This is a genomic window from Streptomyces sp. NPDC002309, assembly GCF_053593375.1.
Window position 1 is genome coordinate 13,487 of sequence record NZ_JBSFCI010000003.1, and the last position, 13,052, is coordinate 26,538.

The window sequence follows — 13,052 nt, forward strand, 5'->3', positions numbered from 1 at the left end:
CGTCCCCTCCCGCGTCCGGCGTCGTCCCGGTCCGTCGCCGCGGGAGGGTTTGAGCGCGTTGTCAGTGGCGCAGTGCACTATCGAGAGCGGGAGGTGGTGCGGGTGCGGGCTGTCACGTACGACTGTGACGTGCTGGTGATCGGCGGCGGGATCGTGGGCCTGTCGGCGGCGTACGCCCTCACGCGCGCCGCGCCGGGGACACGGGTGACGGTTCTGGAGAAGGAGCCCGGACCGGCCCGGCACCAGACGGGGCACAACAGCGGCGTCATCCACAGCGGCATCTACTACCGTCCCGGCTCGCTCAAGGCGCGGTACGCGGTGCGGGGCGCGGCGGAGATGGTGAAGTTCTGCGCGGAGTACGACATCGCGCACGCGGTCACCGGCAAGCTGATCGTCGCGACCGAGCGCGACGAGCTCCCCCGGCTGCACGGCCTCGTGCAGCGCGGCCGTGAGAACGGCATTCCGGTGCGGGAACTGGTGGCCGGGCAGATCACGGAGTACGAACCGGGCGTACGGGGCCTGGCGGCCATACACGTCGGGACGACCGGCGTGTGCGACTACGTCGCGGTCGCGCGGCGGCTGGCCGAGGCATCGGGCGCCGAGATCCGCTACGGCGCTCAGGTCCTGCGCATCGACCGGCGCCCGGAGCTGGGTGTCGCCGTGCAAACGGCGGACGGGGCCGTGGTGCGCGGGCGGGTGCTGGTGAACTGTGCCGGGCTCCATTGCGACGAGGTCGCACGGATGACGGGCGACGACCCCGGTATGCGGATCATCCCGTTCCGGGGGGAGTACTACGAACTGGCGCGGCCCGAGATGGTGCACGGTCTGGTCTATCCGGTCCCCGACCCGGCGTTCCCGTTCCTCGGCGTGCACCTCACACGCGGCATCGACGGCGGCGTCCACGTCGGCCCCAACGCCGTCCCCGCGCTCGCCCGCGAGGGCTACGAGCGGGGTGTGGTCAGGCCCCGTGAGCTGGCCCGGACGCTGGCCTGGCCCGGCGCCTGGCGGATAGCGGGCCGGCACTGGCGCTACGGGGGCGGGGAGCTGTGGCGGTCGCTGTCCAAGGCCGCGTTCACCCGGGCGGTGCGGCGACTGCTGCCCGCGGTGACGGAGGAGGACCTGGTCCCCTCGGAGGCAGGGGTACGGGCCCAGGCGGTGCTCCGGGACGGCACGCTGGTGGACGACTTCCTCATCCGCGAGGGCGCCCGCGCGGTCCACGTCCTGAACGCCCCGTCCCCCGCGGCGACGGCGTCCCTGCCGATCGGCAGGGAGGTGGCCCGCCGCGCACTGGACGCGCTGGGCCGCACGTGACCGCCGCGCCCATCCCCGGCGCCCCCGTCCCCGTCCCCGGCGAGCCCGGCCGGCCCCCGGCGGCTCCCCGCACACCCACACGCCCGTGCCGCGCCCCGCCCCGGGCTCCTGCCGCGCTCAACACCGCCGAGCCCCGTCCCGACCGGCACCCCAGCCACGCACACGCCACCGCGCCCCGCCCTGTCCCTCACCCACGCCCACACGCCACCCCGCCCCGCCCCGCGCCGGGCTCCTGCCGCGCTCGCGTCGCCGCGCCCCGACCCGCGCCCCAGCCACGCACACGCCACCGCGTAGCGCCTCGTCCCACACCCACACCCCAGCCACACCCACACGCCGCCCCGCCCCACACCCCAACCACGCTCACACCGCCGCGCCGCGTCACCCATGGCGCCCCAGCCACGCTCGCACCACAAGCGCAAGGGGTGTCACGCGCGTCACGAGCGTCATGAGCATCACGAACCCACCCACCCCGGACCCCGTAAAATCGACCCCACTGTGTCTGACTCGCCGAACACCCCCGAAGCCCTTCACCCCGCACCCGCCGCCCTCGCCCCGCGGGTGCGGGTCCAGGGTGAGCCGCGTTTTCCCGACGGCCCCCAGGCGGACCCCGCCGGCTCGCACTTCGAGCGGCGGATCCGAAGTTTCCAGCCGCGCCGGAGCCGGGTGACCTCGGGGCAGGCGGACGCGCTGCAGCGGCTGTGGCACCAGTGGGGGCTGGACATCGACGGCTCGAGGGTCCTCCACCTCGCCGACCTGTTCGGCAACGACAACCCCGTCGTGCTGGAGATCGGCTTCGGCATGGGCGAGGCCACCGCCCGGATGGCCGCCGCCGACCCGGACACCAACATCCTCGCCGTGGACGTCCACACCCCCGGCCAGGGCAATCTGCTCAACCTCGCCGACCAGAGCGGCATCGGCAACGTCCGGGTGGCCAACGGCGACGCGATCATCCTGCTGCGCGAGATGATCGCCCCGGACTCCCTCGACGGGCTGCGCGTCTTCTTCCCGGACCCCTGGCCGAAGAAGCGGCACCACAAGCGGCGTCTGATCCAGCCGGACTTCCTCACTCTCGCCGCGACCCGCCTGAAGCCGGGCGCGCTCGTGCACTGCGCGACGGACTGGGAGCCGTACGCCGAGGTGATGCTGGAGGTGCTCACCGCGCACTCCGGCTTCGCGAACACCCGGCCCGGCGGCGGTTTCGCGCCACGCCCCGACTTCCGCCCCCGTACCCGTTTCGAGGGGCAGGGGCTGGAGAAGGGTCATGTCGTGAACGACCTGCTCTTCCGCCGCGCGGCACCCACAGGTCAGCGGTAAATCCCTCCCTCGTTCGCCTCTCCGCTCGTTAGGGTCGATGCCGTGGCGATCAGTTCCCCGTACCCGACGAACCCCGGCATCCCCGCCGGCGGCACCCTGCGGCACGCGCACTGGTGGCACAAGCGGTGGGTGCGGTACGGCGCGCTGATCACCCTGCTCGCCCTGTCGGGCCTGGTGATCCTCGCTCTGGTCCGCGAACAGACCGGCACCCAGGGCTTCCTGGTCGGTCTCGGCCTCGCGGTCCTGCCCGTGCCGCTGCTGATAGCCGCCTTCCGCTGGCTGGACCGGGTCGAGCCCGGCCCCTGGCGGAACCTGCTGTTCGCCTTCTCATGGGGCGCCTGCGCGGCCGCGCTGATAGCCATCATCGCGAACAGCTTCGCGACCCGGTGGATAGCGACCGCCACCGCCGATCCGACCAGCGCGGACACCTGGGGCGCCACGCTCGTGGCCCCGGTCGTCGAGGAGTCCGCGAAGGCGGCCGCGATCCTGCTGCTCTTCCTGTTCCGGCGCAGGCACTTCACCGGAATCCTCGACGGCGTCGTCATAGCCGGCGTCACCGCCACCGGCTTCGCCTTCACCGAGAACATCCTCTACCTGGGCACCGCCTTCGGCACCGACCAGCTGGCCGGCGACAGCGGGATCTCCTCCGTGACGGCCGCGACCTTCTTCGTGCGGGTCATCATGTCCCCGTTCGCACACCCCCTGTTCACCGTGCTCACCGGCATCGGCTTCGGCATCGCCGCGCTCGCCGGGGAGCGCCAGCGGCTGCGCCGCGTCCTGCTGCCCCCGGCCGGGCTGCTGCTCGCGATGGGCATGCACGCCTTCTGGAACGGCTCGGCGACCTTCGGCGACTACGGATTCTTCGCGGTGTACGGCGGCTTCATGGTCCCCGCGTTCGGTTTGCTGACCTGGCTGGTGATCTGGACGCGGCAGCGCGAACTGCGGACCGTGCGCGAGGAACTCCCGGCCTATGTCGTGGCCGGCTGGCTCTCACCGCCGCAGCCGTTCGCCCTCGGCTCGATGCGGGCGCGCCGACTGGCCCGCCAGTACGCCGGGCACCATCTCGGCAAGCCTGCGGCCCGCGCGGTCGCGCGGTACGAGGCCTACGCCACGTCCCTGGCCTTCCTCCGGCGCCGGGGCCGTCTGGGCCGGGCCCGCGCGGACTTCGTCGTACGGGAACGCGAGTTGCTCCAGGAGCTGTGGAACCGCCGGGAGATCGCCGGCCCGGCCCTGGAGTACGCGGCGCGGGCGACCGCGCCGCCGATGCCCGTGCCGATGCCGCCGGTCCACGGCTGGGCGCCGGTGTACGGGCCCGCGGCGCCCTACCCGGCGTACAACCCGTACCGGTCGTAGCACGAGCAGGGCGCGAAACGGGTCCGGACAAGCGAAAACCGGCAGTCCTGACGTCGGGGGGTTGCCGTCAGGACCGCCGGGGTTCGCGAGAGACCCGTGCCGGGATTCTCAGGGGTTGAGGCCCTTGCTCTGCAGCCAGGCCAGCGGGTCGATGCCACCGCCCCCGGTGTGCACCTCCATGTGCAGGTGCGCGCCGGTCACGTTGCCCGTGGCGCCCACGCGGCCGATCACATCGCCGGTGGCGACCTTCTGGCCGACGCTGACGCCGATCGACGACTGGTGGGCGTACCAGATCTCGGTGCCGTCGTCGAGGGTCAGCACGGTCTTGTAGCCGTACGAGCCGTTCCAGCCGGCCTCGGTGATGGTGCCGCTGTGGACGGCCTTGAGCGGGGTGCCGGTCGGCGCGGCGAAGTCGAGTCCGGTGTGGTAGCCGGAGGACCACAGGGCGCCGGCCTGACCGAAGGTGGAGGTGAGGGTGTACGAGGAGGTCGGCAGCGTGAACTGCTTTGCCAGCGCGGCGAGCCGCTCGGCCTCGGCCTTCTGACGGGCCTCCTCCTCGGCCTTCGCCTTGGCGGCGGCGGCCTTCTCCTTGGCCTCCTCCTCCGCCTTGGCGGCGGCATCGGCGGCGGCCTTCTCGGCGGCGGCCACGGCCTCGGCGACGGCCTTGCTCTCGACCTGCTCCTGCTGCTGCTCGGCCTGCGCGATGATGCGGGCGCGCAGCGTCTCACCGGCGTCGGTGGTGCCCTCAGCGGTGTCCACGGTGGCCGTGGCGAGGCTGCTGAGGGGGGCGGTCGCGGTCTTGGTGCCGGCGGAGTCGGCGCTGTCGTCGGAGATCAGCGAGCCGACGTTGGGAAGGTCGGGCATCGAGATCGACACCGGCGGCTTGCCGGTGTTCGCGCTCGCCATGCCGCCCGCGCCGACCGCCGCTATGACACCGACGCCGAGGACGGTGGAGCTGCGGGCGAGCCCGCCGCCGCGCTGCTTGCCGACACGGTGCCGGCCGCGCACGGGACGGAGGGTCTCCGCGCTGGGATTCCACTCCTCCCACGGGCCCTCGTCGGTGCGCGGCGCGCCGTAGACGAATGTGTCGGTGCCGTCGGCGGTGCGCTGTTCCGGCACGAACGGGGCCTGTGGGGCAGGCCGATTGGACGCCACGTGGGCGTACTCCTTTCCTTCCTTCTCGCCTACCGGGTTAGCTGACGGGTTCGGAGCAGGAAGGTCTCCTACGCGCGTATACCAGCCGTACCGCTACGGCGGCATACACCCGATTCACCCCAATGTGATGGTTCCCCGGTTCCCTTGTGCGGCCGGTGAGGGCCTCGCGCGGGATTCGGCGCGTGCGCACGGAGCCGCCTCTTGTGACGGCTGGGACGACCGCGCTGCGTTATCGGACGTTAATAGAACCGGGGCATGATTTCCAAGCTGTTCCACTTGATCATTAACGCTTTCTGTCGGGACGTACGGGTTCATGAGCGGCGAAAATCGGGCGAGTTGACCGCCACCCGGAGCGATCTCCACATCTGACGGTGTATCAGTTGTTATGCGGAGGGCTCCCGCCCGATCACCCCGGGTGACACTCGCCGTCGGGCCGCCGGACCGCGAGCAGCGCCATGTCGTCGGTGGTGCCCCCACCGCAGTGCCGGTGCACCTCTTCGGTCACCGCGCTCAGGAGGCTGCCGGGGCCGCGGAAGGTCCGGCCGGCCAGCCGGGCCACCGGATCGTAGAAGACGCCCCGCGCGTCGCGCGCCTCGGTCAGGCCGTCGGTGTACAGCAGCAGCGTCGCCCCGCCCGGGAACGGGGTCTCCTCCGCACAGGCCGGCCACGAGCCCAACTCACCCATCCCCAGCGGCAGTGCCGGGTCGCGGGCGGGCAGAGGGCGCACGGTGCCGTCGGCGTACAGCATCAGCGGCGGCGGATGGCCCCGGTTGAGGATCCGTACGACGCCGTCGTCGTGCGGGATCTCGGCGAGCACGGCGGTGGTGAACCCCTCGACGGCATCGATCCCGCCCCGGCGGGTGTCCTCGCGGGCCAGCGCCCTCTCCAGCCGCCCCGCGACCGCCTCCAGCGTCGGCTCCTGCTCGGCGGCCTCCCGGAACGCCCCGATGACCACCGCGACCGCCGCGACCGCTCCCATGCCCTTGCCCCGCACGTCCCCCACCACCAGTCGCAGTCCGTACCGGCTGTCCTGCACCGCGTAGAGGTCACCGCCGATGAAGGCGTCCGCCTGAGCGGCCTGGTAGCGCGCGGCGATCTCGAACCCGCCGATCCGCTCCATCGGCTCCGGCACCACCGCCAGTTGGGCGGCCTCGGCGATCTCCCAGGCCGAGTCGAGGCGGGCGTGACTGCGCCGGACGAGCACGTTGACCACCACGGCGAGTCCGGCGACCGTGGCCACGGTGATCAGCTCGGTGAACGGTTCGACCTCCATCAGGGTGCCGTACCAGCTCTGCAGCCCCAGGACCATGGCGACGGCTCCGACGCCGGTCAGGATCGTGGCGCGGCGGGAGAGGAGCGGAGCGGCGACCAGCGGGGCGGCCGTGAAGAGGGGGGCTCCGGTGAAGCCGCGGGGCGTGAAGTAGTCGTAGCAGCCACCGACGACGAGCAGCAGGGCGGGCAGGACGCGGACGAAGGCGCGGGCACGGGAGATCCGCCGTTCCTCCGGGGGCGGGACGGGCGGCTCGGGCGGCACCGGTCGCGCGAAGGTGGGGGCGTCGGTGGGGGTGTCGCGCCGACGGCCACGGGCGGCTTCGGAGGCCGGGTCGCGGGGAGTCCGGTCGCCGGGACCGGGGTTCGGCCGCTCTCCGTCCGCCTCCGCAGGCCGCACTGTCGTCTCCCGTTACTCAGGTCACCGCACCCGTCCAGAGTTCCTGGAGTACGCGGGCGGGACCAGCCGGACGGGCCGACCGGATGACGGACGCGGGCCCGCGGGGGATGCCCGGAAACGACTCGGGGCCGGAATCCACGATCTGGATTCCGGCCCCGGGCCTTCAGTAGCGGGGACAGGATTTGAACCTGCGACCTCTGGGTTATGAGCCCAGCGAGCTACCGAGCTGCTCCACCCCGCGTCGTTAAGACCAGTGTACGCCATGCGCGCGACGTTCCGCGCCAGGGTTTCTCCCGCCTCCGCTCTCGGCGACGCCGAGGCCTTCCGTGACCCGTACCGACGTCGCGGTCACCGGCCTCTCCCCGGTGGACCGCGACCTCGGCCCTCCCCGACCGGTGACCGCGACCCGGCCCTCCCCGACCGGTGACCGCGACCCGGCCCTCCCCGACCGGTGACAGGCGCCGGCCAGGACCGACCCGCCCCCGCCGCCCGGACCTGGCCTTCCCGCGCCGGCCACGCGCGCCTCCTGTGAGGCTCACCCCACCAGATGCCGATTGGGCTGCCTCGCCGCCTCCTCCTGCTCCGGGAGCACGACCACCTCGACGCCGGCCCCCGCCAGCATCCCGCTCCCGTCCGCGCCCGCCACGAACGTGTCCGGCTCCCGCCAGGCCGTCACCACGCGCCCCACCCGGGCGTCGAGGATCAGCCCCGCACAGGGCCGGGGGCGGGAGGCGCGGCGGGTGCAGGGTTCCAGGCTGGTGTAGACGGTGGCGCCGGGCAGCCGGGGATCGGCCGGGTCGATCTTCGCGAGCGCCGCCTCCTCCGCGTGGACGACCGGGTCGCCGGCCTCCCGGGAGTGACCCCGCGCGAGTTCGGTGCCGTCCCGCGCCACGACGACCGCACCGACGCTGAACGCCGTCTCCGAGGGCGGGCACAGCGCCGCCAGCTCGCAGGCGAGGGCCAGCCAACGGCGGTCGGCGGCCACGGCGAGGGTGCCGGTGCCGGGCACGGTGGGCTCGTAGCGCATGAGGACGACGTCCTCGATCCGCCGGGTCTCGACCAGGCGCAGGCGGCCGGACCGGTAGCGGCCGGGACCGAAGAGGCGGGGGGCGGCGGGGTCGCCGACGAAGAGCGGGGCGAGGACGAGCTGGACCTCGTCGGCGAGGCCCTCCAGGAGGAGCTGGGTGTGGACGGTGCCGCCGCCCTCGACCATCAGCCGGCGGACTCCCCGTACGTCGTGCAGGTGCGCCAGTAGCGCACGCCAGTCGAGGGCGTCCCCGAGCGCGACCACGTCCGCGGCCACGGGGTTCTCGTCGAGACGCAGGGCGCCCTTCGCCGTCGTGTACACCACCTTCTCACCGCCGGTGTGCCAGAAGTTGGCGGCCGGGTCGAGGTCACCCGTGCCGCTGACCGTGACCTTGAGGGGGTACTCCGGCTCTCCCGCGGCCGTCCGGGCCGCCCGCCGCTGCGGCGAGTTGACCAGCAGGCGGGGGTTGTCGGCGCGGAGGGTGCCTGCGCCGACGAGGATCGCGTCCACGGAGGCCCGCACCTCGTCGACGCGGTCGAAGTCGGCGGGGCTGGAGAGGAGGAGGCGGTCGGGACCGGCGTCGTCCAGGTAGCCGTCGAGGGAGACGGCGGCGGACAGGAGGACGTAGGGGTAGGGCATGGGGCGCACTCCACCTCGGAGGTCGGGACCGGCGGCTCGCCGACCCCCGGCTACTTGGTTCAAGTTTTAAGCAAAACTACACTGACAGCATGACGACTCCCTGGCTCACCCCACAGGAGCAGCGCGCCTGGCGCGCGTACATGGGGGCCTCCCATCTCCTGGAGGACGCGCTCGACCGGCAGCTCCAGCAGGAGGCCGGCATGCCGCACATGTACTACTCCATCCTCGCCAATCTCTCCGAGACCCCGGAACGCCGACTGCGCATGACCGAACTCGCGGAGCGGCTGAAGATCACGCGCAGTCGGCTGACGTACGCCGTCACCCGACTGGAGAAGGACGGGCTGGTACGCCGTGAAGAGTGCTCCCGGGACAAGCGCGGGAGCGTCGCCGCGCTCACCGAGGAGGGGGTGAGCACGGTGGAACGGCTGGCGCCGGGACATGTGGAGACGGTGCGCGCGACACTCTTCGACCATCTGACCCCTCAGCAGGTGGGGCAGCTGGAGGAGATCTTCACGGGGGTCGCGCGGGCATTGCAGGGCGAGGACGCGGACGGCGCGTCCGGGGACATGCCGTGGCGGCGCCGCTCGTCGGCGTGCTCCTGAGCTTTCCCGAACCGTTTGATTCAACTTTAAAGCATGGGCTAGGGTCACCTTCCATCAGGCTGCTTCAAATCTGAAACAACCCGACCTCGGAGGCCCGCATGCCCGACTTCCCCGCCGCTACGCCGCGCGCCCGCGTCCGGGTGCCGTTGCGCTTCCACGACGGCTACAGCGTCGACGCCGACCTGGTCACCTTCCACGGGCTGACCGACGGCCGGGAACACGTGGCCGTCGTCCTCGGCGAACCCGGCCCCCGCCCCTTGGTGCGCCTGCACTCCGAATGCCTCACCGGAGACGTCTTCGGCTCGGCCCGCTGCGACTGCGGCCCCCAGCTGCGCGAGGCCGTCGAGCGGATCGCGGCCCGCGGCGGCGTGCTGCTGTACCTCCGTCAGGAGGGCCGCGGCATCGGCCTCTACAACAAGCTGGACGCGTACGCCCTCCAGGACCAGGGCCTCGACACGTACGAGGCGAACACCGCGCTCGGCCTCCCGGAGGACGCCCGCGACTACACGGCGGCGGCCCAGATGCTCCGCGCCCTGTCCGTGTCGGACCTCGACCTGCTGTCGAACAACCCCGACAAGGCCGACCAGCTCCGCGCCCTCGGCATCGCCGTCCACGACCGCGTCCCCACCGGCGTCTTCACCACCGCCCACAACGTCCGCTATCTACGCGCCAAGGTCCTCCAGACCCAGCACACGCTGCCGCTCGAAAAGCTGAGCGTGAGCTGAGGGCAGGAGAGCGGAGGTGGGCCGCGGTCCTGGGGCGGCCCACCCGTCGGCAACTGCCCTGCGTCACCGTCCGCTCCGGCATCGTTCCCGCGCGGTGGCACACCCGCTGCCGACGCTCCGCCCCCTCACACCCGCCGGACCAGCCCCCAACTCGATGACGTGGCGCTCGCCGTGGCCGAACCGTTCGCCGACCGCCCGGTGGCGGGCGTACCGCAGCGGCCGTCCCGGTGACACCGTGCCTGCAACGTCAGCTCTGCGGAGCAGATCCTCATCGGCACGGGCAGCGAGTGGACGGCGTCAGGCTGACGAGTTGCCCGTACCGGGGCGGACCCGGCGGTCCGGTCAGCCGCGCCACTCCACCAGGAGCAGCGTCGCGTCGTCCGTGGTCCGGCCGCCCCGCGCCCGCTCGAGTGTGTGCGACAGGGCCCGCGCCACCGCCCGGACTCCGCGGCCGCTCCTCTCCAGCCGGTTCACCCAGTCGATCAACTGCTCCTCCCCGAACTGCTCCTCGCCCGCCCTGTGCTCCTCGATCAGCCCGTCGGTGAAGCACAGGACGCGGTCTCCCCGTTCCAACCTCAGCTGACTGACCTCCGGCTCCGCACCGCCGAGTCCCACGGGGAGAGTCGTCGGTCCGACGAGTCGGCGCGTGACACGGTGGTCGCGGACGAGTATCGGTGCGGGGTGGCCGGCGTTGACCCACTGCAGGTCGCCCGTCCTCGTGTCCAGGCGCATCATCTGCGCGGTGACGAAGTGGTCGGCGCCGAACTGCTTCGCCACGGCATCGTCCATGAAGGCGTAGATCTCCGTCAGGCCGGTGCTCAGGCGGCGGGCGTAACGGTAGGCGCCGATGGCCACGGTGGCCATCGTGGCCGCGCCGAGGCCGTGCCCCATCGCGTCGATCATGGCCAGGTGGAGGATGTCGCCGTTGAGCGCGTAGTCGAAGCTGTCCCCCGCCACGTCGTACGCGGGCTCCAGGACTCCGGCCAGGGCGACGCGCGGCATGATCATGGCCAGGGGCGGCAGCAGCGCCCACTGGATCTCGGCGGCCACACTCATCGCCTCACGGCGTCGGGTACGGAAGAACAGGTCGGAATATCCGTTCTTGGTCACCAGCAGGTCTGCCACCAGAGCGGAGAGACGGCGCAACAGGCGGCGGTCGTCGTCGTCGACCCGATCCAGCGTCACGGCCATGACGCCCACCTGGTCGCCACCGTCCAGCAGCGGCAGGTGGACGCGTACGCCGTCGCCCTCGGGCAGTTCGACGGGCAGCGCACCGAGAAAGCAGCGGCCCGCGGCGGAATCGTCGATCACCAGCGGGTCCTCGTCCATGAGGCCCTCGCCGGGCAACGGTACGAGCAGCAGCTGGCCGTAGTCCTGCAGCAGGATCTGCGGACGGCGGCCTCCCAGCCGTTCCATCACCTCGGCGACCAGGGAGCCGACAAGGTGCGGCGGAAGCTGATGCGCGCGATCGAGAACCGTCCCCAGGAGCGCTTCCCCGAAGCTCTCGGAGCGGTCCGGGCGCGGATCGGCCATCAGCCGCTCACTAGACGTGGTCCACGCCGACACGGGCGGCGGCGGTGGCCGACGAAAAAGCGGTCTGTCCCATCAGTCCATCATGGGGCGTTCCGCTGCCAGGCGCTCTCCTGGCCGTGGCCGTCCTCGACTCGGGCCAGGATGCGCCGAGCCGACTGCGTGTTCCAGGGATCGGCCGCGGCCCTCAGCAGCCGACCTGCCGTCCCCGTCGGCTCGTCGGGCGGGATGACCAGCAGCTCCCAACGCCCCACGGTGCCGCACTCCAGGGTGACGGCATGCGCCTCGTCGGCGGCGTCGCTCAGGACGACCTCGATCACGTGGTCGGGTGCCGACAACATTTCCGGGGCGTCGGGCCACGCAGCGGCATCCACCGTGACGCGGGTGACCGTACCGTGGCCGGGGTCCAGCGAGCCCACGAGCGCGGGCAGTTCCAGGGCCAGGGCGTCACAACGCGGCCACCACGCTCCGTCCAGTGGACCGTGGCTGGCCTCCGGTGTGAGGCTCAGCCGCGACAGCGGCATCGTGTACGTGTGCCCGTCGTCCCGTCGTGGTGGACCGGCGGTGGGTGGTGTGAGGGAGTCCATCGTGCGATCCCGTTCCAGAGAGCCTGGGGCCGTCTCTTGTCCGTCACCCGCCTTTCCGCCACTCGCCGGGAAGGGCGCCGCCCTGGTCGTGCGCCCGACATGTTCTCCGTGTCTCCCAGGCTACGCCCGGCCTGGGTCCAAGGCCGGAGGCGCCGGTACCGGCGCCTTCTCCGGGAAGAGAACCAGCACGCAGGGTGCGCCCAGACCGGGCAGCCCCACCATCTCTCCGCAGTTTCGCCAGCCCCAGGACTCGAAAGCGGCCTGGCCGACCCGGTCCGCCGGACGGATCAGGGCGACTCCGAACGCGGTGTGCCGGTCGGCCAGCAGACGCTGCTGCAGACGCCGGCCGATGTCTCGGCGCTGGGCGTGATGATGCGCCACGACCTGGGTGAGGAGCAGGAACCGGGTACAGCAGGTGAGCCGCTGGACGCTCTCCTGCAACCCCCGCTCCGAGCAGGCACCGGGGCCGATCGGGAATCCGAAGGCGCACCCTACCAACACCGTCGTTTCGGCAACCAGCAACGCGAAGCCGGGCCGTCGGGCGCTGACGGCGAGCCGCCCCAAGAAGTCGCCCCGCTCCCGGTCCGCGTTCGCCGACAAGCCCGCGACGGGTTCCACGGCCAGGTCGGCGATGTCCTCGCGCATGTCCTCCGCCTGCCAGCGGGTCAGGCGGCGGAGACGGATCCCGTCCTTCACGACTGCCGCACGGGCAGGGCCGCCGCCCTGCTGCTCGTCGGCCGACGGAGACGCGCCCGGCAACCCACTGAGCAGGGAGGCGGAGCCGGTGACGGCGAGAAGTCGGCTGATCTGCGCGCAGGGATTGTGCAGCCGCACGGAAGCATGCACCCGGTCCGCGCGCCGCGACGTCGTCAGGAAGACGTCCAGGCCCTTGGAGTCACAGGAGCCGACCGTGGTGAGATCGACGTCGATGCCGGTCACTCCGTCGCGCAGGCACTCCTCCAGCACGGCCCGCAGCAAGGGGACAGTGGCCGGCCCGATCGCGCCGGCGAGCGTGACGAGGGCCCGCTCTCCCCGGTCACGCCGGTGGATGTCCAGGCGCTGCACGACCGTCACGCCGCCCATCGGCCGGGAAGGGTGACAACCGGGAAGCGTCGCGGAGTCGTTGTGATCGCGGTGGCC

General features: G+C 72.4%; 12 protein-coding genes, 1 tRNA gene and 1 riboswitch. Of the genes, 6 read left to right on the top strand and 7 right to left on the bottom strand.

Features of this window, described 5'->3' with window-relative positions:
• Positions 1-72 precede the first annotated feature (72 nt).
• From lhgO to ACWCPM_RS03100, 3 genes are all read left to right on the top strand, one after another.
• Positions 73-1,311, top strand: coding sequence for an L-2-hydroxyglutarate oxidase (lhgO, locus tag ACWCPM_RS03090; RefSeq protein ID WP_450974397.1), 1,239 nt, complete (start codon positions 73-75; stop codon positions 1,309-1,311).
• A 495-nt stretch (positions 1,312-1,806) separates the two neighbouring features.
• Complete coding sequence (gene trmB, locus ACWCPM_RS03095; RefSeq protein WP_450974398.1) at positions 1,807-2,625, top strand: tRNA (guanosine(46)-N7)-methyltransferase TrmB; 819 nt, start codon at positions 1,807-1,809, stop codon at positions 2,623-2,625.
• 42 nt (positions 2,626-2,667) lie between these two features.
• Positions 2,668-3,978 carry a PrsW family intramembrane metalloprotease gene (locus tag ACWCPM_RS03100; protein ID WP_450974399.1) on the top strand — a complete coding sequence of 437 codons (1,311 nt, stop codon included), beginning with the start codon at positions 2,668-2,670 and terminating at the stop codon, positions 3,976-3,978.
• 108 nt (positions 3,979-4,086) lie between these two features.
• On the opposite strand, the gene ACWCPM_RS03105 is transcribed toward ACWCPM_RS03100, so the two are convergent.
• From ACWCPM_RS03105 to ACWCPM_RS03115, 3 genes are all read right to left on the bottom strand, one after another.
• Positions 4,087-5,133, bottom strand: coding sequence for a M23 family metallopeptidase (locus ACWCPM_RS03105; protein ID WP_450974400.1), 1,047 nt, complete (start codon positions 5,131-5,133; stop codon positions 4,087-4,089).
• Positions 5,134-5,144: 11 nt separating this feature from the next.
• A riboswitch (cyclic di-AMP (ydaO/yuaA leader) is annotated at positions 5,145-5,324 on the bottom strand.
• Positions 5,325-5,539: 215 nt separating this feature from the next.
• Complete coding sequence (locus tag ACWCPM_RS03110) at positions 5,540-6,802, bottom strand: PP2C family protein-serine/threonine phosphatase (protein ID WP_450974401.1); 1,263 nt, start codon at positions 6,800-6,802, stop codon at positions 5,540-5,542.
• A gap of 167 nt (positions 6,803-6,969) precedes the next feature.
• A tRNA-Met gene (locus ACWCPM_RS03115) sits at positions 6,970-7,043 on the bottom strand.
• A gap of 85 nt (positions 7,044-7,128) precedes the next feature.
• Between ACWCPM_RS03115 and ACWCPM_RS03120 the strand changes: the two genes are divergently transcribed.
• A complete protein-coding gene (locus ACWCPM_RS03120; RefSeq protein ID WP_450974402.1) occupies positions 7,129-7,257 on the top strand; it encodes a hypothetical protein in 129 nt (42 codons plus the stop codon).
• An 80-nt stretch (positions 7,258-7,337) separates the two neighbouring features.
• Here the strand turns inward: ACWCPM_RS03120 and ACWCPM_RS03125 are convergent, their stop codons facing one another.
• The gene (locus ACWCPM_RS03125; protein ID WP_450974403.1) at positions 7,338-8,468 is read right to left on the bottom strand and encodes a dihydrofolate reductase family protein; all 1,131 of its coding nucleotides are present in this window, start codon (positions 8,466-8,468) and stop codon (positions 7,338-7,340) included.
• An 89-nt stretch (positions 8,469-8,557) separates the two neighbouring features.
• On the opposite strand from ACWCPM_RS03125, the gene ACWCPM_RS03130 reads away from it, so the two are divergent.
• Positions 8,558-9,070, top strand: a complete 513-nt coding sequence (locus ACWCPM_RS03130) for a MarR family winged helix-turn-helix transcriptional regulator (protein WP_450974404.1) — start codon at positions 8,558-8,560, stop codon at positions 9,068-9,070.
• Between the two features lie 98 nt (positions 9,071-9,168).
• Positions 9,169-9,795: a GTP cyclohydrolase II gene (locus ACWCPM_RS03135; protein WP_450974405.1), complete on the top strand. Its 627-nt coding sequence runs from the start codon at positions 9,169-9,171 to the stop codon at positions 9,793-9,795.
• Between the two features lie 342 nt (positions 9,796-10,137).
• Here the strand turns inward: ACWCPM_RS03135 and ACWCPM_RS03140 are convergent, their stop codons facing one another.
• From ACWCPM_RS03140 to ACWCPM_RS03150, 3 genes are all read right to left on the bottom strand, one after another.
• Positions 10,138-11,328, bottom strand: coding sequence for a PP2C family protein-serine/threonine phosphatase (locus ACWCPM_RS03140; RefSeq protein WP_450974406.1), 1,191 nt, complete (start codon positions 11,326-11,328; stop codon positions 10,138-10,140).
• An 80-nt stretch (positions 11,329-11,408) separates the two neighbouring features.
• Positions 11,409-11,912, bottom strand: coding sequence for a DUF5994 family protein (locus ACWCPM_RS03145; protein WP_450974407.1), 504 nt, complete (start codon positions 11,910-11,912; stop codon positions 11,409-11,411).
• Between the two features lie 120 nt (positions 11,913-12,032).
• Complete coding sequence (locus ACWCPM_RS03150; protein WP_450974408.1) at positions 12,033-12,995, bottom strand: STAS domain-containing protein; 963 nt, start codon at positions 12,993-12,995, stop codon at positions 12,033-12,035.
• Positions 12,996-13,052: the final 57 nt, after the last annotated feature.